Origin of the sequence: Flavobacterium jumunjinense (assembly GCF_021650975.2) — a bacterium.
In the GTDB taxonomy this organism is placed as follows: domain Bacteria; phylum Bacteroidota; class Bacteroidia; order Flavobacteriales; family Flavobacteriaceae; genus Flavobacterium; species Flavobacterium jumunjinense.
The window spans coordinates 824,012-844,502 of sequence record NZ_CP091285.1 but is presented as its reverse complement, the minus strand read 5'-3'; the positions used below and the strand labels follow the sequence as shown (position 1 = coordinate 844,502).

At 31.6% G+C, this 20,491-nt stretch carries 18 protein-coding genes and 1 tRNA gene; 5 read left to right on the top strand and 14 right to left on the bottom strand.

Annotation, left to right across the window (positions count from 1 at the left end; genetic code table 11):
- Positions 1-142 precede the first annotated feature (142 nt).
- Positions 143-2,209 (top strand): tetratricopeptide repeat protein, encoded by a 2,067-nt coding sequence (locus L2Z92_RS04015; RefSeq protein ID WP_236457563.1) that lies wholly within the window; start codon positions 143-145, stop codon positions 2,207-2,209.
- Between the two features lie 185 nt (positions 2,210-2,394).
- The gene (locus L2Z92_RS04010; protein WP_236457562.1) at positions 2,395-2,688 is read left to right on the top strand and encodes a hypothetical protein; all 294 of its coding nucleotides are present in this window, start codon (positions 2,395-2,397) and stop codon (positions 2,686-2,688) included.
- A 254-nt stretch (positions 2,689-2,942) separates the two neighbouring features.
- On the opposite strand, the gene L2Z92_RS04005 is transcribed toward L2Z92_RS04010, so the two are convergent.
- From L2Z92_RS04005 to L2Z92_RS03970, 8 genes are all read right to left on the bottom strand, one after another.
- Positions 2,943-3,020: transfer RNA gene (locus L2Z92_RS04005), tRNA-Val, on the bottom strand.
- Between the two features lie 85 nt (positions 3,021-3,105).
- Positions 3,106-4,320: a bifunctional folylpolyglutamate synthase/dihydrofolate synthase gene (locus L2Z92_RS04000; RefSeq protein WP_236457561.1), complete on the bottom strand. Its 1,215-nt coding sequence runs from the start codon at positions 4,318-4,320 to the stop codon at positions 3,106-3,108.
- 17 nt (positions 4,321-4,337) lie between these two features.
- The gene (locus L2Z92_RS03995; protein ID WP_236457560.1) at positions 4,338-5,141 is read right to left on the bottom strand and encodes an energy transducer TonB; all 804 of its coding nucleotides are present in this window, start codon (positions 5,139-5,141) and stop codon (positions 4,338-4,340) included.
- 10 nt (positions 5,142-5,151) lie between these two features.
- Positions 5,152-5,547, bottom strand: coding sequence for an ExbD/TolR family protein (locus L2Z92_RS03990; RefSeq protein ID WP_236457559.1), 396 nt, complete (start codon positions 5,545-5,547; stop codon positions 5,152-5,154).
- On the bottom strand, positions 5,547-6,254 hold the full coding sequence (locus L2Z92_RS03985) for a MotA/TolQ/ExbB proton channel family protein (RefSeq protein ID WP_236457558.1): 708 nt from the start codon (positions 6,252-6,254) through the stop codon (positions 5,547-5,549). Before L2Z92_RS03985 ends, L2Z92_RS03990 begins: the two co-directional genes overlap by 1 nt.
- Positions 6,255-6,300: 46 nt before the next feature.
- Positions 6,301-7,656 (bottom strand): sodium:proton antiporter NhaD, encoded by a 1,356-nt coding sequence (nhaD, locus tag L2Z92_RS03980; RefSeq protein WP_236457557.1) that lies wholly within the window; start codon positions 7,654-7,656, stop codon positions 6,301-6,303.
- A gap of 14 nt (positions 7,657-7,670) precedes the next feature.
- Entirely contained in the window at positions 7,671-8,900 is a 1,230-nt protein-coding gene (locus L2Z92_RS03975) for a Glu/Leu/Phe/Val dehydrogenase dimerization domain-containing protein (RefSeq protein WP_236457556.1), read from the bottom strand.
- Positions 8,901-9,026: 126 nt separating this feature from the next.
- Positions 9,027-10,091, bottom strand: a complete 1,065-nt coding sequence (locus L2Z92_RS03970; RefSeq protein ID WP_236457555.1) for an anhydro-N-acetylmuramic acid kinase — start codon at positions 10,089-10,091, stop codon at positions 9,027-9,029.
- Between the two features lie 93 nt (positions 10,092-10,184).
- Here L2Z92_RS03970 and L2Z92_RS03965 point away from each other — a divergent pair, with 93 nt between their 5' ends.
- Entirely contained in the window at positions 10,185-11,324 is a 1,140-nt protein-coding gene (locus L2Z92_RS03965) for an acyl-CoA dehydrogenase (protein WP_236457554.1), read from the top strand.
- A gap of 78 nt (positions 11,325-11,402) precedes the next feature.
- Here the strand turns inward: L2Z92_RS03965 and L2Z92_RS03960 are convergent, their stop codons facing one another.
- The 6 genes from L2Z92_RS03960 to L2Z92_RS03935 form a co-directional block, all read right to left on the bottom strand.
- Positions 11,403-13,541: a TonB-dependent receptor gene (locus L2Z92_RS03960; RefSeq protein WP_236457553.1), complete on the bottom strand. Its 2,139-nt coding sequence runs from the start codon at positions 13,539-13,541 to the stop codon at positions 11,403-11,405.
- 251 nt (positions 13,542-13,792) lie between these two features.
- A complete protein-coding gene (gene arfB / locus L2Z92_RS03955) occupies positions 13,793-14,194 on the bottom strand; it encodes an alternative ribosome rescue aminoacyl-tRNA hydrolase ArfB (protein WP_236457552.1) in 402 nt (133 codons plus the stop codon).
- The gene (locus tag L2Z92_RS03950) at positions 14,187-15,722 is read right to left on the bottom strand and encodes a DUF4301 family protein (protein WP_236457551.1); all 1,536 of its coding nucleotides are present in this window, start codon (positions 15,720-15,722) and stop codon (positions 14,187-14,189) included. The genes arfB and L2Z92_RS03950 overlap by 8 nt, the downstream gene beginning before the upstream one ends.
- Positions 15,692-16,312 (bottom strand): nicotinamide riboside transporter PnuC, encoded by a 621-nt coding sequence (gene pnuC / locus L2Z92_RS03945; protein WP_236457550.1) that lies wholly within the window; start codon positions 16,310-16,312, stop codon positions 15,692-15,694. The genes L2Z92_RS03950 and pnuC overlap by 31 nt, the downstream gene beginning before the upstream one ends.
- A complete protein-coding gene (locus tag L2Z92_RS03940) occupies positions 16,305-17,024 on the bottom strand; it encodes a phosphoglycerol geranylgeranyltransferase (protein WP_236457549.1) in 720 nt (239 codons plus the stop codon). The genes pnuC and L2Z92_RS03940 overlap by 8 nt, the downstream gene beginning before the upstream one ends.
- The gene (locus L2Z92_RS03935; RefSeq protein ID WP_236457548.1) at positions 17,021-17,653 is read right to left on the bottom strand and encodes a 4'-phosphopantetheinyl transferase family protein; all 633 of its coding nucleotides are present in this window, start codon (positions 17,651-17,653) and stop codon (positions 17,021-17,023) included. The genes L2Z92_RS03940 and L2Z92_RS03935 overlap by 4 nt, the downstream gene beginning before the upstream one ends.
- A 128-nt stretch (positions 17,654-17,781) precedes the next feature.
- Here L2Z92_RS03935 and ahcY point away from each other — a divergent pair, with 128 nt between their 5' ends.
- The gene (gene ahcY, locus L2Z92_RS03930; protein WP_236457547.1) at positions 17,782-19,098 is read left to right on the top strand and encodes an adenosylhomocysteinase; all 1,317 of its coding nucleotides are present in this window, start codon (positions 17,782-17,784) and stop codon (positions 19,096-19,098) included.
- A 289-nt stretch (positions 19,099-19,387) separates the two neighbouring features.
- Positions 19,388-20,488 carry a DUF4407 domain-containing protein gene (locus tag L2Z92_RS03925; RefSeq protein ID WP_236457546.1) on the top strand — a complete coding sequence of 367 codons (1,101 nt, stop codon included), beginning with the start codon at positions 19,388-19,390 and terminating at the stop codon, positions 20,486-20,488.
- The last annotated feature ends 3 nt before the right edge of the window (positions 20,489-20,491 follow it).

Below are 20,491 nucleotides of genomic sequence, written 5' to 3'. Positions count from 1 at the left end.
GCTTTATTTGTTAGTTGTAGTGTGAATTTTATCATTATTTCTTTGAATACCATGAGTTTTTCGATGAATAAAGCTTTTCTGTAGATGAAATGTTGTTTAATTATACTTAAATTGCAATAACAAACAAATACAAATAATACACATGAAGTTTCGAATTAAAAGCAGTTTTTTATTATTTCTATTGATAAGTAGGTTTTGTTTTGCGCAAGATATGGTTGAAGGGTTTAATTACCTTGAGAAAGGTGATTTTGCAGATGCTGAAAAATTTTTCACTACAATTTTAGAATCTTACCCGGAAAATAAAACGGCCAGATTGTGTTATGCGCGAGCAGTTGGATTAAATAAACAACCTGAGAAAGCATTGTCTTTGTTTATTGATTTGAAAAAAGAGTACCCTAATGATTTAGAAATAAAACTGAATTATGCTGAAGCAATGCTTTGGAATAGTAAGTTTACAGATGCAAAAAAATATTATACAACTTTAGTTGATGAAAATCCTTCAAATTTTGTAGCCCATTTGGGTTATGCGAATACTTTGTCTAATTTAAAGGAATTTGAAAATGCACTCGTTAATGTAAACAAGGCACTGGTAATAGATCCCAGAAATAAAGGTGCGTTAGTCTCAAGAAAATATATAAAATTAGGCTATGCAAACGACAAGGTAAAAACTAAAAGCTATGATGAAGCGGAGCTGTTTTATAATGAAATATTGAATGACTTTCCAAATGACAAAGAAACGTTGCTAAATAAGGCTAATTTGTATTTAATCTCTAAACAAATTGAGAAAGGAAAAGCGGTTTATAGTCTTCTTGAAAAAGATAATCCAAATATTGCTTTAAATGGACTTTCGTTATTGTCGCATTTAAATGATAAAGATAAAGATGCTTTAAAAATTGCGTCAGAATCATTGGAAAAATCAAATTCAATAAAAGACACGATTATAGTTAAGCAAACTAAAGAGCGCTATGTTCAAGCGTTAATTTGGAATAGAAAATACACTCTAGCAGAATCTGAAATTAAATCTTTATTAGAAAAATACCCAAATCAGAATTGGGTTTTAGCTTTATCAGCAACTTTGAATATTTACAAAAGTGATTTTAAGAAAAGTATTGCTGATTATGAAGGTATACTAAAAAATGACAGTACATCTTTTGACGGGAATTTGGGTATTGCGAATGCTTATTTTGCTTCTGGCGAAATTAAAAAAGCAATTCTAGCTGCTGAAACAACGTTAAAAATATTTGAAAATCAAAATGATGCAGTCAACTTCTTAAATAAAATCAAATTAGAACATACACCGTATATTGAAGAGAAGTTAAGCTATTCTTTTGATAACGGAGACAATAAGGCAATTGCTTCAAGGGCACAAGTTGTTTTTCCTTTGTCAACAAAATTAAGTTTGAATGCAACTTATCAATATAGAAAAACAGAAAATACAGTTACAAAAACAAATGCAACAACGAATGATATTTTAGGAGGAGGAGTTTATAAATTCCATCCTAAAGTTAATTTTAATTTCGAAATTGGTGTTTCGCAAGCCAAAGCAGTTACCAACTATTCTCAAATGTTGATTCATTCTTTTTTTAAAATTAAGCCAGCTAAACTTCAGGATTTGGAGTTAGGGTATAAAAGAGAGATTCAGAATTTTAATTCTGATTTGATTGGTAAAGAGATTGTGACTAATAATTATTATCTAAATTATAATTTAAGTACAAATATTAAATTCGGATGGTTTACACAGTATTTTTATACAACACAAACAGATGATAACACGCGTCATTTGTTCTTTACTTCGTTGTATTATAACTTTCTTGCAAAACCTGTATTAAAAGGGGGGCTTAATTACCAATTTATTTCTTTTAAAAACCAAGTACCTATCGACTATTTTAGTCCAGAGAAGTTTAATGCAGTTGAGGTTTTTGTTGATTTTCTAAAAGATGAAGCCGTTACAGTAAACAAAAATTTGTTTTATAATGTTAATGCGGCAACTGGTTTTCAGTTTATAGAAGATAATGAAAAACAATGGACTTATAGAGTGCAAGCAAAACTAGGATATAAATTTTCAGATAGATTGTCTACTAATTTATATGGGATTAGAAGTAATATAGCTTCTGCTACAGCAGCTGGTTTTACATATACTGAGATTGGTATTCGTTTGAAATGGTATTTGTTTGAAAAGCCGATTTTTAAAATTCTCTCCTCTGATTAATTTTTTTTAAGACACTAAGTGTGTAAATAATACCCAATTTAAAGCAACAGTTACTCATTTTTACACAAACTCGCTTTTATGTATCGTTTTTAAGTTATTGATAATCAGTATTTTTATTGATTTTTGTAAAATGTTTTGGAATGGCATGGTTATTTCTATTAACATTAAGACAAATATAAACAAGCATGAAAATTTTATTAATTACTTCGTTAATAGCAATAAGTAATTTAATGACTTTTTTAACAGTAGATGTAAAGTCTTTTTCAACGGAATCAAGTATTGTTAGGGAAAAATTTTCTGAGGTTAGTTTGGAAACATTACCACAAGTAGTGTATAGTGCTTTTAAAAAAGCATATCCAGATGGTAAATTGGTTAAAGCATTTATCAATACTAAAGAAGAATACAAACTTGAGGTTGTTATAGAAGGTGCGGATAAAAAATTGTTTGTGAGTTCAGCTGGGAATTGGATTCATAAGTAAAATACTGTTGAAATACTATTGAGTTAGTTAAATAAGAAAAGTATTGGGATTAATTTTATTTATCTAAACTTAAAAAAGGAAGCTGAAAGGCTTCCTTTTTTTATACACTCTATTTTTTTAAAAAAAATATTTTGTTTTCACTTTCGTAATTAATACTAGCAGTAGTTGTTTTATAGTTGATTAAAATAATGTTAGTAGAATTTAACAGGAATTGTTTTAAAATAAAAAATCCTACATTTCTGTAGGATTTAATTTGGTGGGCGATGAGGGGTTCGAACCCCCGACCCCCTCGGTGTAAACGAGGTGCTCTGAACCAGCTGAGCTAATCGCCCTATTTTGTTTGCTTGCGGTTACTTCCGTATTGCGAGTGCAAATATACAAGGATTATTTATATCTGCAAACTTTTCGTGAAAAAAATTATAAAATTTCTGCAACAATAAAATTGCTACCTCCAATGTAGATAAAGTCGTTGTTTGCCGCTTCACTTTTTGCGGAATTATAAGCTTCTGTAACTGAGTTGTATGTGTTTCCTTTTAAGAAATATTTGTTGGCTTTTTGTTCTAAAATGGATGCGTCTAATCCTCTAAAATTATTTGGTTTGCAAAAATAATATTTTGCATTTTTTGGAAATAATTGCAAAACAGAGTCAATATCTTTGTCATTAACGAAACCTAGAATGATATGTAAATTATTATATTTTTGGTTTTTTAATTGGTTTAAGACAATTTTTAAGCCGTGATAGTTGTGCGCTGTGTCGCAAACTGTTTTTGGCTCTTGGTTTAAAACTTGCCATCTTCCAAGCAATCCTGTGTTTTGAATTACATTCATGAAGCCGTCAAGGATATTTTTTTTACTTATATTTAGATAAGGTTCTAAGTTATTTAAAGTAGTTAGAACTGTTTTTTTGTTTTTTGTTTGATAATCGCCAAGTAACACACAAGGTAGCTCTTCATGAATTAAATCCTCTGAATAAACTATAGGGGCTTTATTCGCTTTAGCTAACTTGTTGAATACTGATTTAGTTTTTTGTGTGCTTTCGCCAATTATTACAGGTGTAGTTTCTTTTATGATGCCGCCTTTTTCGAATGCAATTTCTTCAAGTGTATTTCCTAAGAACTGTGTGTGGTCTAATCCGATGTTTGTTATTACGCTTAATAACGGTGTAATAATGTTTGTAGCGTCTAATCTTCCTCCCATTCCTGCTTCAATAACAGCGATATCTACTTTCTCTGATGCGAAGTACTGAAAAGCCATTCCTACTGTCATTTCAAAAAAACTAAGGCTGTTAGATTCGAAAAACGATTTGTTGTTAGCTACAAAATCAATTACAAACTTTTCAGAAATGAATTCGCTGTTTATTTTTATACGTTCTCTGAAGTCTTTTAAGTGTGGAGAAGTGTATAATCCGACCTTTAGCCCAGATTCTTGTAGTACGGATGCTAATAATGACGATGTGGAGCCTTTTCCGTTAGTTCCCGCTACGTGAATGGTTTTGAAATTTTTGTGAGGATTGTTTAAATGATCATCTAACAGTGTAATATTAGATAAATCATTTTTATAAGCTATTGCTCCTTGGTTTTGAAACATAGGAAGTTGACTGAAAAGCCATTCAGTTGTTTCTTTGTAATTCATAAGGCATCATGTATAAATTATTCTCCTAATTTGAAGTTGATAACTACAAATCCAATTTGAGTTTCTGGGGCATTAGAATCAGGTTGCCATTTGAAAGTTTTGGCAGTTTCTAGTGCGGGTTTTACAAGACATGGATTAGTGTTTGTTGTTCCTTGTGAGCGTTCTGCTCGAATAACATTTCCGCTTCTGTTTACCCATATTTTAACAACTACAGTTCCAGATTCGTTACAATCTTGTACTTTTTTTGTGTTGCCAGATAATTTACGACCAGCTAATCCCCAACCTGTACCGTTTCCAGAACCTGTCCCGTTTCCAGTGCCATTTCCATAGAAGCTATTCGCATAAATACTACCATTAGGATCACCTTTATCGCCAGCAAGTCCGTCATCACCATGTCCGCCTTGTGCAGACCCTTCAGTAGGTTGTCCGTTTAATATGCTGTTTAAGGCGCTATTGGTTTGTTGTGATGGTTTGGGTGTTGGTTTAGTTACGGGTTTTGTTTCTGTAGGTTCTTTTGGCTTTGTAGGTGTTTTTTTAGGTTGCACAACAACAGGTGATTCGTTGTCGTCAGTAAGAATATCTTCGTCTTGTGTTGTCTCTGGTTGAGACTGTGAATTTTGTGGTGCAGATTGGACAGGTTCTGTAGGCTGGATTTCTCCTTGGCCTACATCACTTGTTCCAAAATTTATTGCTATACCGTTTTCAGGTGGTGGGTTTAATGAAGTTAATCCAAAGAAAATACAAATGAGTAATATAACTAGAAGTATTACACTTGATATTACAAATGATTTTTTTTCTTCTGGAGTTTCTAATAATTTCATTGTTTTATTTTTATTTTGGACTAACTGCTACCACCATTTTAATACCATTTCTGTAAGCAATATCCATAACGTATACTACTTTTTCATGTGGTACGGATTTTTCAGCTCTTAATACAATTGCTTTGTTTTCAGCGTTCGCCATCAAAGCCAGTAATTGTGTTTCAAGTTGTAATTCGTCAATTTTATCTTTGTCAATATAAAATACTAGGTCTTGATCTATACTTACGGAAATGCTTTTGTTGCTGTCTGTTTTTCCTTTTCCTTTAGGTAAAACTAAATCGAGAGCATTAGTTGTAACCATAGTAGAAGTAAGCATAAAGAATATCAATAATAAGAATACAATATCAGTCATGGATGACATGTTGAATTCTGTAGATACTTTATTTTTATTTTTGCCTAACTTCATTATACTGGTTCATTTAATAGATCTAAAAACTCAACTACATTTCCTTCCATCTGGTTAACTACTTTGTTGGTTTTAACAACTAAGTGATTGTATCCCATATAGGCAACAATACCAACTATAAGCCCAACGACTGTTGTAGTCATTGCTGTGTAGATTCCTTCTGCAAGAGAGCCTACTTCAATTTGTCCACCTCCACTTGCCATTTTATGAAAAGCAAGAATCATACCAAGTACAGTTCCTAAGAAGCCAATCATTGGTCCAGCACCAGAAATGGTAGCTAACATACTAGTGTTTTTTTCTAGCTTGTATAGTTCTAAGTTACCAGCGTTCTCTATTGCAGTATTTATGTCTTCAAGCGGTTTCCCAATTCTAGAAATTCCTTTTTCAATCAGTCTTGCAACAGGTGAATCAGTTTGTGCGCAAAGCATTTTAGCTGAGTCAATTTTTCCAGACATGATGTTCATTTTTATGTTATTCATAAAGCTAGAATCTATTTTGCTAGCTTTATTTATAGCCATTAGTCTTTCAAAATAAAGAAAAAGTGCTAAAAATAATAATATGAATAAAACTAAAATGATTGCCTGACCACCAATACCACCACTAGTTAACAATTCCCAAATTGAAAGTGTTTGTTCTGCTGGTTGCGCGTCTTCTGTTAAAACTTGATTAGCGATAGCTAAGCTATCTGCTTGAAGAAATATACCCATACTTTAATTTTATTATATAACGACTATTTGTTTAAAAAATTGTTTATTAGTGGACTACATTTAGTACTAGGTTTCTTAAAAGAATGAAACCGATACTACCTGCTATGAATCCAACAAAAGCTAGCCAGCCTATTTTTTTGAAATACCAGAAGAAATCAATTTTTTCCATTCCCATTGCAACAACTCCTGCAGCTGATCCTATAATTAAAATACTACCACCTGTTCCAGCAGCATATGCTATAAAGTGCCAAGCAGGTTCGTCCATACCCATTGAGAACATTCCGATACTTGCTGCTACCAATGGTACATTGTCGATTACAGCAGAACCAGCACCAAGAAGAAGTACAACTAAATCTGAAAGTTTAGTAGATTCTAATTCTGTACCTAATTTAGGCATTGTGTTTTCTAGTACACCTGCAAAATCAAATAACATTCCAAGTGACTCTAGTGCAGCTACAGCCATTAAAATACCTAAGAAAAACAAAATACTAGGCATTTCGATTTTAGAAAGTGATTTATGGACTGGACTATGGTGTCCACTGTCTGATGTTGCTTCTCCCATTGAGAATTTAGTGTTACTAAAATATTCTGCAAAAGCGGCAACAACTGCAAGAGATAGCATCATTCCAACATAAGGAGGTAAATGTGTAGCTGTTTTAAAGATAGGCACAAAAAGTATTGCTCCTAATCCCATATAGAACATTGTTGCACTAAATTTTGATTTAGGTTTTTCGTCTGAGGTATCAGCTTCAATGTATCCTTTGAAAACAGACATTCTTGAAGCGATTAGTGTTGGAACTGCAAAACACAAAATAGAAGGTATTAAAACATGTATTACTAATTGTGAAGCAGATACTTTATTTGCAATCCATAACATTGTTGTTGTTACATCACCAATTGGAGACCATGCTCCACCTGCATTTGCAGCGATTACTATAAGACCTGCAAACCAAAGGCGTGTATCTCTGTCTTTAATAATTTTTTGAAGAATTGTAAGTAAAACAATCGTTGCTGTTAAATTGTCTATAATTGCAGATAGTACAAATGCTAAAGATGTAAATAACCAAAGTAGTCTTGATTTGTTTGTCGTTTTTATAAAACTTTTAATTGTTGAAAAACCATCAAAATAATCAATAATTTCTACAATTGTCATTGCTCCCATTAAGAAAACAAGTATTTCGGCAGTTTTCCCAAGATGATGGAGTAGTACTCCTTCAACATGGTGTTTCTCTTTTCCTATTCCAGGGATAATTTCAAATACATCCATGTGTGTAACTGCTATAATTGCCCAAAGAAGAGCCATCATTGCAAGTGCAGGGATTAATTTGTCGATTTTTAATGAATGTTCCATGGCTATCGCTAAATAACCAAGAACGAATATGATAATTAATAAAATTTCCATCGGGTTAATACGTGTTATTTGATAAGTTGTTTTAAAGCAATTTCAAATGCTCTAGCACTAATGTTTTGTTTTTCAGTATTCAAGTCGTAAGTTTTTTGAATAGCTGTTTTGATAATGTTTGAAGTGTCAGAGAAAATAGATTCATCTGTCATTTGTACTTTTTTCTCCATGAAATAAGCAAATACTCTAGCCATTCCACAATTTGAAATGAAATCTGGTATTAAACTTACTTTAGAATCAGTTTCTTCCATGATCGATCCAAAGAAAATTTCTTTATCTGCAAAAGGAACGTTTGCACCGCATGAAATAACTTCAAGTCCAGATGCAATCATTTCGTCGATCTGACTTTTTTGTACTAATCTAGATGCAGCACAAGGAGCAAAAATTTGAGCGTCTATTGTCCATATTTTAGCATTAATCTCTTCAAAAGGAATCATGTCTTTCGCAACAAGTTTGTTTCCATCTTTGTTTAAGAATAGGTCAGTTATTTCTTCGAAAGTAAAGCCGTTTTCGTTGATAAGACCGCCATCTCTATCTATAATTCCTACTATTTTAGCACCCATTTCGGCTAAATAAAAAGCAGCAGCAGAGCCAACATTTCCAAACCCTTGTACAATTGCTTTTTTACCTTTCACGTTTCCACCATAGATGTCATAGTAATGACGAACAGCTTCTGCAACTCCATATCCTGTAATCATGTCTGCTACAGTATACTTTCTGTTTACGTCTGGAGAAAAGTTTGGATTTTCTATTACTTTAATTACACCTTGACGTAATTGTCCAATTCTGTTGATTTTATCTGCTTCTGTTGGTTTAAAATGACCATTAAATACACCTTCTTGAGGATGCCATACTCCACAGTCTTCTGTCATTGGGATTACTTCGTGAATTTCATCAACATTTAAATCTCCACCAGTTCCATAATAATTTTTTAATAATGGAGATACTGCTTTGTACCATCTTTCAAGAACTCCTTTTTTACGTGGGTCATTCGGGTCAAAATTAATACCAGATTTTGCACCACCAATTGCTGGTCCGGAAACTGAGAATTTAACCTCCATAGTTTTTGCAAGAGAAAGAACTTCGTTCATGTCAAGTCCTTTACGCATTCTTGTTCCTCCACCAGCTGCGCCTCCACGAAGTGAGTTAATCACTGTCCATCCTTCTGCTTCAGTTTCTGGGTCTTTCCAATTAAATACTATTTCGGGTTCTTTATTCTCGAATTTTTTTAATAAATCTTTCATTTAAAATGGTTGTTTTGAATTTTACAAATATACATAATCTTATTAATTAAGTGTATTTCAAAGTTTTAAATTAAGATATAACAAATTGTTAAATAATGAAAAGTATTGATTGTCAGTAATATAATTTTAAGGAATGAAAATATTTCCTGAACTATGGTCTTGTTTGGCACCAGTTACGGAACATAAAGTGTTGTTTTCATTGCGTAATTTTAATACTCCAAGTAATGCGAAAACCAGCGCTTCTTTAAATTCTATAATTATTCCATCTGGAATAATTATACTAGTGTTAGGTAAGAAGTGCTTTATTCTGGCAATTAAAAAATCATGATATGCTCCACCACCGGTAACTAAAAGTGATGATTTTTCTTTTTTTATTACATTACTAATTTGAATGGCTACATGTTCGGTGAAAGTTCGTAAGATGTCTTCCGTTTTTATTTTATATTGATTAATTATTGGTAGAACTTCCGTATTGACAAATTCTATACCTAATGATTTTGGGTGTTTTTTACTATAAAAGCTAAGATTGTTTAGTTCGTCTAATAAGGGGACGTTAATGTTTCCTTTTTTTGCAATTTGCCCTTTATTATCATAGGCTAAGTTTAGTTTGTTAGCGTAAAGATTGAGTACGGTATTTACAGGAGATATGTCAAAAGCAATTCTTTTTTTGTCTTCTTCAAATGAAATATTTGAGAATCCGCCAAGATTTAAGCAGTAGTCGTATTCAGAAAATAGTAATCGGTCACCAATTGGTACCAAAGGAGCACCTTGTCCGTCGAATTGAACATCTTGAACTCTAAAATCGCAAACTACAGTTTCGTTTAGTAAAGTTGCTATTTTGTTTAAATTTCCAATTTGTAAAGTGTAATTGTTTTGCGGTTCGTGCAAAACGGTATGACCATGTGAACAAATTGCATCAATAGCCGTAATGTTGTTTTTGTTTATAAAATCAGAAATTATTTTTGCTAATTCATTTGTGTATTCTTCATCCAATTTTAAAAGCGCTACTTTTTCTAGATGCACTGATTTTGATAAAGTAGAATGCCAATATTCAGTATAAGGAATGGTTTCCGAATAATGAACTTTATAACTCCATTTGTTTGAAAAAGAGAGTGTAGTATATACTAAATCGACTCCATCTAATGAAGTGCCCGACATTACACCTATAACGTTGTATTTATCTTTAAACATGGGTTAAAATTACAAATTGTTATTGAAAAATTGCTAATAAATAAGTACATTTGGGGACTTTTTATAATAATACACGAACTTTATTTATACAATATGGACTTTAAATTAACAGAAGAGCAATTAATGATTCAGCAAGCAGCTAAAGACTTTGCTATGACTGAATTACAACCAGGAGTTATTGAAAGAGATGAACATTCTATTTTTCCAACAGAGCAAGTTAAAAAAATGGCTGAACTAGGATTTTTAGGAATGATGGTAGATCCTAAATATGGAGGTTCTGGTTTAGATAGTGTTTCTTATGTATTAGCGATGGAAGAAATAGCTAAAGTAGATGCTTCTGCGGCTGTTATTATGTCTGTTAATAATTCACTAGTTTGTGCTGGAATTGAAAAATATTGTAATGAAGATCAAAAACAAAAATACTTAGTACCTTTAGCAAAAGGAGATGTTATTGGAGCTTTTTGTTTGTCTGAACCAGAAGCAGGTTCTGATGCAACTTCTCAAAAAACAACTGCAATTGATAAAGGTGATTACTATTTATTAAACGGAACAAAAAACTGGATTACAAATGGAGGAACTGCATCTACTTATATTGTAATTGCTCAAACTGATGTTGAAAAAGGGCATAAAGGAATTAATGCGTTCTTAGTTGAAAAAGGATGGGAAGGTTTTTCAATTGGACCGAAAGAAAAGAAGATGGGAATTAGAGGTTCTGATACTCATTCTTTAATGTTTAATGATGTAAAAGTACCTAAAGAAAATAGAATTGGTGAAGACGGTTTTGGATTTGCTTTTGCTATGGCAACCTTAAATGGAGGTAGAATCGGAATTGCTTCACAAGCATTAGGTATAGCGCAAGGTGCTTATGAGTTGGCATTGAAATATGCTCAAGAACGTGTTGCGTTTAAAAAACCAATTTTTCAACACCAAGTAATTGCATTTAAATTAGCAGATATGCATGTGCAAATTACAGCTGCTCGTTTACTATGTATGAAAGCGGCAACTGAAAAAGATAATGGTGAAGATATTTCACATTCTGGTGCTATGGCAAAATTATTTGCTTCCGAAACAGCTATGAATACAACAATTGAAGCCGTTCAAATTCATGGTGGAAATGGTTATGTAAGTGAATATCATGTAGAACGTATGATGCGTGATGCTAAGATTACTCAAATTTATGAAGGGACTTCTGAAATTCAACGTATTGTTATTTCAAGAGGATTATTACAATAATAAGTTTTTATCATATAGAAAAACCGACTCTAGTTGTAAAACTAAAGTCGGTTTTTTGTTTAGATTATTGTATTCTATTTAGAATTTAATCGTTAATCCTGCCATGATATTAGCTCCTGCTTGTGGATAGAAATAAACATAACCGCCACCATAGTCAGCAGCGTTTGAAGCATATTTTTTGTTGAAAATGTTATTTGCATTAACAGTAAAAATTAGTTCTTTAGCAAGCTTTGTCATAGGTAATGTATAGATTAAATTAAAATCGTTTACAAAGTAATCCGCTAAAACTCCTCTTTTGTCGTTTGTGTTGTTTAGGTATTGTTTGCCTACAAACTTTGATAATAATCCAATTTGGAAGTTTTTAAATCCATTAAATATTAATTGGTTACCAATAATGACTTCTGGAGAATAAGCAATGTCTGTGTTTCCTATGTTTTCTAAAGTTCCTGATGCATCAGTGTAAAAATCTATGTTTTTGTTTTTACTAAGTGTGAAATTTGGTGCAATAATCCAATTTTTTGAAAGCATTACTGTTGCTTCAACTTCTAGGCCTATTCTATAACTATCACCACTATTGCTACGAATAGGAGCTCCAACATTATCTAGTTCGCCAGTTAAAACCAATTGGTCTTTGTAGCTCATGAAATAAGTGTTAATGTTAAGCTTTGCTTTCGAAGAATTAAATTTCCAGCCCAATTCAAAATCATCTAATTGTTCTGGTTTTGGTGTTCCGTTTTTGTAATCGGTTCTGTTAGGTTCTCTATTTGCTCTAGCATACGAAAAGAAAACAGATTGTTTGTTTGATATTTTATAGGTTAAACCTGCTTTCGGATTGAAGAAATTAAAGGTGTCGTCTACTAGGTTAGTTTGAACTCCATTTGCTTTATAGTTTACTGTTCGGTATTGTAAATCTCCAAAAAGACTTAAACCAAACGGTAATTCATAGCTTGCTTTTGCAAATAAGTTACCATCTGTTTTTGTACCATAGTCATTATAGTATTTGTCATCTAGTTCGCTAGTTGAAGCATATCGTGCCCAAATTACTTTTCCGAAATGATCACCTTCATATTTGTTCCAAGCTCCTCCTAAAATAAAATCAAAATTATCTTTATTGTAATTTGTAGAGAAAGTAGTCCCGTAGAAATCGTTATCTAACCATTTTTGACGAATTAAATCTGTAGAAGTTTGTCCTAAAACAGGCTGAAGGTTATAATCAGAAAAGTCTTCGTCTTCTTTGTAGTTTTCATAATATCCTTTTCCTTTAGTATAATGAATTGCTAAATTGCTATTCCAGTTTTCACTCCATTTCTCGTTCCAATGCAGTTGATAATGGTCTTGTTGATAATTGTCTGTTTCGTTATCATAGTAACGTGTGTTTCCAAATTCATCAGTATACATCCCTGCAGAATTGAAAGTTGGGTTGCTGTTAAAAGTTTCTCGGTCAATTCCATTCCAAGATTGATAAGTTCTTTCGGTTCCTCCAAAAGCTAATGCTTTAATTAATGTTGTACCTTCAAAATAGGCAGCTTGAAGGAAGTACGATTTCAAATCTGATGAAGCTCTATCTATATAGCCATCTGAGTGGATATTTGAAAGTCTACCAGAAAGTTCAAAACCATTGTTTATTTTTCCTGTGCTAAATTTTACAGTGTGCTTTCTTGTGTTGAAACTTCCAAATGAGTTTGAAATTTCACCGTTTGCATTTTCAGCTGCTAAATCGGTTAGCATATTTAAACTTGCTCCGAAAGCTCCAGATCCATTTGTTGAGGTTCCAACACCTCTTTGTAATTGAATACTTTGTAAAGAAGAAGCAAAATCAGGCATGTTTACCCAGTAAGTCCCATGAGATTCTGAGTCGTTGTACGGAATTCCGTTAATTGTTATGTTTATTCTTGTGGCATCGCTACCTCTTACTCTGATTCCAGTATATCCAACTCCATTACCAGCGTCTGTAGTTGTAACTACTGAAGGTAGATAGTTTAAAAGCATTGGAATGTCTTGACCTAAATTGCGTTTTGCGATTTCAGATTTTGACATGTTTGTAAAACTAACTGGTTGTTTTGAGTTCGCTCTTACTGCGGATACTAGTACTTCATCAAGTTGAGTTACTTTGGTACTGTCTTGTTTTTGTTCTTGAGCAAAAAGAAGAGTTGAAATTAAAACTAAAAAAAAACTTAGTAAATTTTTAGTTTTTCTTGTGTTGAATAAATTTTTCATTCGTTAAAGCCTACGAATAAAAGGGGTAATTATTCTGAAATTTAAATTAATTATGTTAATAGTGTTTTACAACATCTGTTCCCTAAACAGCATTATCTGTTCTAGGTTCTATGGGTATAATCTCAGCCTAAATCTTACATTGTTTAATGAAAGTAAAATAAAAGCACCCCTTTGAGACAGGGCAAAGATAGTAAACTATTGAAATTAAAAAGTTAAAAAAAGCTTTTTGTAATTAGAATTTATTAATGTTTTTAAATTTCGGGTTTTCTTCTAGATTGTTTAATTAAGCCTGTGTTTTTTTTCTGTTTTATTCTTCTTTCTTTTACAGATTTAGGAACTTTTGTTGCTCTTCTGATTTTTGTTTTTTTTAACCCATTTGTAATTAAATTCAAAAAACGTTTTATAATAAGCTCTTTGTTCTTTATTTGACTTCTATCTTCATCGCAATTAAGAATTAGGATACCTTCTAGAGTAAATCTATTAGCAATTTTCTCATTTAAATACTCTTTTTCTTTTTCAGATAATCCAGAAGAGTTCATCATGTCAAACGATAATACTACTTTAGAAGAAACTTTGTTTACGTTTTGTCCGCCAGCACCACTGCTTCTAACTGCTTTAAACTTTAATTCGGATAAAATGATTTCTTTATTCATTTTTAGGTTGATGAGCTGGTTTTAGTAAGTCGTTTACCGTTTTTACAGGATTGAAAGTTGTTAATGGAACTTCGACGAAAATGGTTGTCCAATATGCCATAGCTCCATTCCATAAGCCAGGAAGTTCATAGCCTTTAAGAGGTTTTCCGTCTTTGTTTTTATCAACAATGAAACCTGTATTTATGTCAATAAAATTATTAAGATTAAATTTTTCTCCTTTGTAATCTTTTATTCCGCATACTAAATCTACAGGGTTGAAATGAGTAGCATTTTTAAGAATATTTAGTTGATGATTATTTGTTAAATCAATTTGTGAACTTTCAACAATTTGTAGTGATAGATTATAGTTTTTGTCTTTAACCCAAAATGGACCTCCACCAGGTTCGCCTTCATTTTTAACCATTCCGCAAATTCTAATAGGTCTGTTTAGAATTTGGAGAAGGGTTTCAGTTTTTTTTAGGGTTGCAAGTTTATTGTAGTTTGTGGGTAAACTGCAATTCAGTTTTTGAATTAAAAATTCTTCAATTTTTAAGAATTCGCTATCTGTTACTTTGTTTTTGAGAAGTATCTTAATGTATTCGAAAACCTGATTTTGAGTTTCTATTAATATTCCGCCAAGCAGTTTTTTGTTTTCTAGAACGTCATCAATATAGTTGTTAGAAATGTTGTCAATGTTTTTTATAAAAATAATATCAGAGTCAAGATTGTTTAAGTTTTCAATTAATGCACCGTGACCACCTGGTCTAAAAACAAGAGCGTCGTTTTTGTCTCTAAAAAGAGTGTTGTCTGGGTTTACAGCAATAGTATCTGTGTGTTGCTTTTGATAAGAAAACGTAATGTCAAAAGAGTCTTTTTGAGAAACTATTTTTTTAAAACCGTCAAGATGTTCTTCTGAAATCGTGAAATGCAATTTTGTCTTTTTGTCTTTTTTCGTGTAAAAAGCTGTTTCTTCTAAATGCTCTTCAATGGGTGTGACATTGCGACCGTCTCTATAATGAAAAGGTAATATTGCTTTTGGTTTGTTGGAGAAATTTAAATAATCAGTAGATAGTAAAGTTTTGATTAGGCAATAGTCACGTTTGTTTCTATCGTAGTTTTTATAATCTGGATAAATAGCGTATGCTGTATTTCTTAACTCTGTGTAAAACGGAAAATTTTTCAACCCGATTAAAAAAATAGATAAATCACTGCTTTTGTTTCTATTTATATAAGCATTGATCGTTTCGTCTTCAGGGTTGTAATTTGATAAAAATTCGGATAAAAATTTGAACATTCTACTAGCTGCACCAGAAGCAGGGATAAATTTTTGGATATTAAATTTATCTTTTTCATCATCAAATTTTTTAATAAATTTCTCTTTTTCATTTGGAGATAAATTCAAAATTCCATCGCCTTTTAAAGCAGGTTTTTCTAGATTTATTTTTTCAACACCTTGTTTGAAAAACAAAAGTTGCTGTTCGATTTTCTCAATAGAAATTCCTTTTTTTTGTATGTATTCTAAATCTTGTTTGTTAAGTTTCGTTTCCATTCTTTGTAGGCGTAAAATGCAATGATTGTAAAAATAAGGTATTGAAAGCTTGTGAAAGTATATCCTTTATGGAAATATAAAGGAATGGAAATAATGTCTCCAATAATCCATAATATCCAGTTTTCAATTTTGCGTTTGGCCATTAGCCACATGCCTACGAAGAATATACCTGTTGTAAAGGTGTCTACATAAGCAACCCAAGAAGTAAATTTATTAAAAAAATGATAAATAGCAACAACAAATAATGTAGTAATTAAGAAAATAACTACTCCTTGGGTGATTTCTTTGTTATTCATCTTAGTTATTGGTAATACAATATCATTATTGTCGCCCTTTTTTTTTGACCAAAGATACCAACCATAAAAACTCATAGTGGTATAGTATCCGTTAATTAGCATATCTCCAATTAGTTCCCATTGGAATAATAGGTAAACATATAGAATTGTACTAATTATTCCAGTTGGATAAACTAAAATATTATTTTTTGTAGCAAATAATACACTGATTAGGCCAAAAGTCGCTGCAATTATTTCTAACCAAAGAAATAGTGTTGAGTATCCGTTGTATTGAGAAAATAAAAAATCAATCATGTTTGAAAAATCTATTGTCGTTTTCAAATGCTGTTCCAATTACTACAATATCTGCACCTGCATCAAAAGTTTTTTGAATAGCTTCTAAAGAGCGTATTCCTCCTCCAATAATTAGAGGAATATTGACTTTATTCGAAACAGCTGTAATAATTTCATGTGGAACAGCTTTTTGTGCTCCGCTACCGGCTTCTAAGTAAATTAGTTTGTTGCCTAAAAACTCTCCTGCTTTTGCTGTTTTACAAATGTGTTCTATATCGTTAGTTTTTAATGGGGCAGTTTTACTAACCCTCTCTACAGCTGTAACGGTTCCGCTTTCTATTAGTAAATAGGCTGTTGGTATGATTTCCAAATTTGTTTTTTCTAGAATCGGAACAGCATTTATTTGATGGTCAATTAAATATTCGGGATTTCTGCCAGATATTAAACTTAAAAAAAGTACTGCATTTGCTTCATTAGAAATTTGTTTGTAATCTCCAGGGAATAAAAGGATAGGTAAGTTGCAATATTTTTTTATTTCGCTAATTATTTTATCTAAATTGCTACCATTAAATGTGCTTCCTCCAATGAAAATATGAGTTGCAGGAGATGTTTTAATAGATAAACACAATGGTTTAATAGAAGTCAGTGAAATTTTTTCAGGATCTAAAAGGATAGCCAAAAGTTTTTTTTGATTCACTTTTGCACTTACTATTTCTTGGTAAATTGAAGTCATTTTTTGTTTTGAAGAGCACAAACTAAAGCATAATTCTCAATAAATTCAAATGAAAAGCAATATTCTTCTGTCGTATTGTTGAATACTAGTTGAGCAATTCCTGAACTGTCTTCTAAATTAAACTCTTTTTCAAAGATATGATCAGGAAAACTAATTCCTTTTTCGTTTTTTATTTTAAAAATAGATTCTTTAATTCCCCAAATTACTGTAGCTTTCTTTATTTGATCTTTTGACTCTAAGTTTTTTAGATGATTTATATCCATAAATCTTGGAGCAATAGTAACAATTTTTTCTTTTAAAATCTCTAGGTCTATTCCGATTTTAGTATCGCCAATTATTATGACAGAAAATGCATGAGAATGACTTATTGAAATTTGTTTTCCATCTTTTAAATGAGGCTTTCCGTGTTCATCATAATATAAATCTAAATCGGTATAGCCAGCCTCTTGTAATAACATTCTAACTGCTAAAAAACCTTTTTGATGGCTTTCAGATTTCATCCCTTTCAATCTTTCTAAAGAGTTGTTTTTTAATGTAACACTTTGAAATAAAAGGTCGTATTCTTCTTCAACTTTCCATATCCAGAGAGTTGAGTCTTGAAAATAATTTATTCTTTTAAATAATCCCATCTAATATTATACTGAAATTCAGTTCCTTGTATACATTAACAAATCATAAAATACTTTGTAATAGTAAAAAAATAAGTTTCGTTTTTGTATATTTGTGTTTTGAAATTAATAATACAAATATACAATAGATGAGTTCAAATACGACAACTTATGTACCTTATAAAGTAAAAGATATTACTTTAGCAGATTGGGGAAGAAAAGAAATTGAATTAGCTGAAGCTGAAATGCCAGGTTTAATGGCTTTAAGAACTGAATTTGGCGAAAGCAAACCATTAAAAGGAGCTAGAATTGCAGGATGTTTACACATGACTATTCAAACTGCTGTATTAATTGAAACTTTAGTAGCTTTAGGTGCAGATGTAACTTGGAGTTCATGCAATATTTTTTCAACACAAGATCATGCCGCTGCTGCAATTGCTGCTGCAGGTATTCCTGTTTATGCATGGAAAGGTTTGAATGAAGAAGAATTTGATTGGTGTATTGAACAAACTTTATGGTTTGGAGAAGATAGAAAGCCATTAAATATGATCTTAGATGATGGTGGAGATTTGACTAACATGGTTTTTGACCGTTTCCCAGAATTAATCAAGGAAATCAAAGGTTTGTCTGAAGAAACTACTACAGGAGTTCACCGTTTATATGAAAGAATGCAAAACGGAACATTACATATTCCAGCAATTAATGTTAATGATTCAGTAACAAAATCTAAATTTGATAATAAATACGGATGTAAAGAATCTGCTGTTGACGCTGTAAGAAGAGCGACAGATATTATGCTAGCTGGTAAAAGAGTTGTTGTTTGTGGTTATGGAGATGTAGGAAAAGGTACTGCTGCTTCATTTAAAGGTGCTGGTTCAATTGTAACAGTTACTGAAATTGACCCAATTTGTGCGCTACAAGCTGCAATGGACGGTTTTGAAGTTAAAAGATTAGATACAGTTGTTGGTAATGCAGATATTATTATTACAACTACTGGAAATAAAGATATTATCTTAGGTTCGCACTTTGAGCAGATGAAAGATAAAACTATCGTTTGTAATATTGGACATTTCGATAATGAAATTGACATGGCTTGGTTGAATAAAAATCATGGAGCTACTAAGAATGAAATTAAACCTCAGGTTGATAAATATACTATCAATGGGAAGGATATTATCATTTTAGCTGAAGGTCGTTTAGTAAATTTAGGATGTGCTACTGGTCACCCAAGTTTTGTAATGAGTAATTCATTTACTAACCAAACGTTAGCTCAATTAGAATTATGGACTAACACTGCTGCTTATAAAAATGAAGTTTATATGTTGCCAAAACATTTAGATGAAAAAGTTGCAGCTTTACACTTAGCTAAGTTAGGTGTTGAATTAGAAGTTTTACGTGATGACCAAGCGAAATATATTGGTGTACCAGTAGAAGGTCCATTCAAACCAGAATATTACAGATACTAGTTTTAAACGATTAGTTGAAATAAATTTTAGACCCTTACATTAATTTGTGAGGGTTTTTTATTGAAGAAAATGCCTGTGTTGATTGCTTATCTTTCTATGTATTGTGGTTTTCTAGCTAGGTACACAGAATGTGCTAATTATATTATGCTCTTTTTTAAAGATATTTATTTGATTTATAAAGTTCAAATTACCAACATTTTAACAATAACCTGAAACATTTGGTGTTATATTTGTACTAATCATCATCAATCAATCCTACTGAATACATTTCAGTAAAAAATCAATCATCATGATAAAACAATTTTTCATTCTTTGCTCGGGGGCAGACAAAGATTTAATTCAGTCTTGCTCTAATGGGGAACAAAACAAATATGCAGGTATTGGGGCTACTGTTTTTTTTACGGCAGTAATGGCATTTATCGCTGGTAGTTTTGCTTTGTATACTGTTTTCGACAATGTTTACAAAGCTACAGCTTTTGGTCTAGTTTGGGGTTTGCTAATTTTTAATTTAGACCGATTTATTGTTTCGACAATAAAGAAAAGAAATGATTTTAAAAGTGAATTACTTCAAGCTACTCCAAGAATAATATTGGCAATTATTATCGCAATTGTCATTTCAAAACCTTTAGAAATTAAAATTTTTGAAAAGGAAATAAATACAGTTCTGTTGAAAGAAAAAAACGCAATGGCTTTAAATAATAAAAAAGAAGTTGCAAATTATTTTCAGACAGACTTAGATAAAAATAAATCACAAATAGATAGTTTAAAGTCAGATGTTTTGAAAAAAGAAAAAGAAGTAAATGATTTGTATGCTGTTTTTATAACAGAGGCGGAAGGAACTTCAGGGACAAAAAAACTAGGTAAAGGACCGGTTTATAAAGAGAAGCGAGATAAACATGATTCAGCTTTAAAAGATTTGGCTATATTGAAAGAAACTAATCAATCAAAAATTGCGAGTTTAGAAATTAAGGCAAAAGAATTACAAGCCGATTTAGATAAAAAAGTATCAGAAACACAACCAATAATTGAAGGGTTTGATGGTTTAATGGCTAGAATTAATGCATTAAATAAATTACCTTGGTTGCCTTCTTTTTTCATAATGTTGTTGTTTCTTGCTATCGAAACATCACCAATAATTGCCAAATTATTATCGCCAAAAGGAGAATATGATTTTAAAATCGAGGACAATGAAATGGCGATCTTGAATATGCTTGCTCAAAATAAACACCAAAGTGGTCTTCAATTGGTTACAGATGCAGAGATTTATGATAGAGTTTATGCTGATATAAAAGAAGATAAAGAATTGTATAATTATAAAAAACAAAAAGCAATAGAACTATTAAGGTTACAAGCTGATGGTTTTATAGAAAAACAAAAGAAATCGCTTTAAGAT

Coding starts and splice junctions, on each gene's coding strand:
- L2Z92_RS04015 (WP_236457563.1), top strand. CDS start 143: ATGAAGTTTCGAATTAAAAGCAGTTTTTTATTATTTCTATTGATAAGT.
- L2Z92_RS04010 (WP_236457562.1), top strand. CDS start 2,395: ATGAAAATTTTATTAATTACTTCGTTAATAGCAATAAGTAATTTAATG.
- L2Z92_RS04000 (WP_236457561.1), bottom strand. CDS start 4,320: ATGAATTACAAAGAAACAACTGAATGGCTTTTCAGTCAACTTCCTATG.
- L2Z92_RS03995 (WP_236457560.1), bottom strand. CDS start 5,141: ATGAAATTATTAGAAACTCCAGAAGAAAAAAAATCATTTGTAATATCA.
- L2Z92_RS03990 (WP_236457559.1), bottom strand. CDS start 5,547: ATGAAGTTAGGCAAAAATAAAAATAAAGTATCTACAGAATTCAACATG.
- L2Z92_RS03985 (WP_236457558.1), bottom strand. CDS start 6,254: ATGGGTATATTTCTTCAAGCAGATAGCTTAGCTATCGCTAATCAAGTT.
- nhaD (WP_236457557.1), bottom strand. CDS start 7,656: ATGGAAATTTTATTAATTATCATATTCGTTCTTGGTTATTTAGCGATA.
- L2Z92_RS03975 (WP_236457556.1), bottom strand. CDS start 8,900: ATGAAAGATTTATTAAAAAAATTCGAGAATAAAGAACCCGAAATAGTA.
- L2Z92_RS03970 (WP_236457555.1), bottom strand. CDS start 10,091: ATGTTTAAAGATAAATACAACGTTATAGGTGTAATGTCGGGCACTTCA.
- L2Z92_RS03965 (WP_236457554.1), top strand. CDS start 10,185: ATGGACTTTAAATTAACAGAAGAGCAATTAATGATTCAGCAAGCAGCT.
- L2Z92_RS03960 (WP_236457553.1), bottom strand. CDS start 13,541: ATGAAAAATTTATTCAACACAAGAAAAACTAAAAATTTACTAAGTTTT.
- arfB (WP_236457552.1), bottom strand. CDS start 14,194: ATGAATAAAGAAATCATTTTATCCGAATTAAAGTTTAAAGCAGTTAGA.
- L2Z92_RS03950 (WP_236457551.1), bottom strand. CDS start 15,722: ATGGAAACGAAACTTAACAAACAAGATTTAGAATACATACAAAAAAAA.
- pnuC (WP_236457550.1), bottom strand. CDS start 16,312: ATGATTGATTTTTTATTTTCTCAATACAACGGATACTCAACACTATTT.
- L2Z92_RS03940 (WP_236457549.1), bottom strand. CDS start 17,024: ATGACTTCAATTTACCAAGAAATAGTAAGTGCAAAAGTGAATCAAAAA.
- L2Z92_RS03935 (WP_236457548.1), bottom strand. CDS start 17,653: ATGGGATTATTTAAAAGAATAAATTATTTTCAAGACTCAACTCTCTGG.
- ahcY (WP_236457547.1), top strand. CDS start 17,782: ATGAGTTCAAATACGACAACTTATGTACCTTATAAAGTAAAAGATATT.
- L2Z92_RS03925 (WP_236457546.1), top strand. CDS start 19,388: ATGATAAAACAATTTTTCATTCTTTGCTCGGGGGCAGACAAAGATTTA.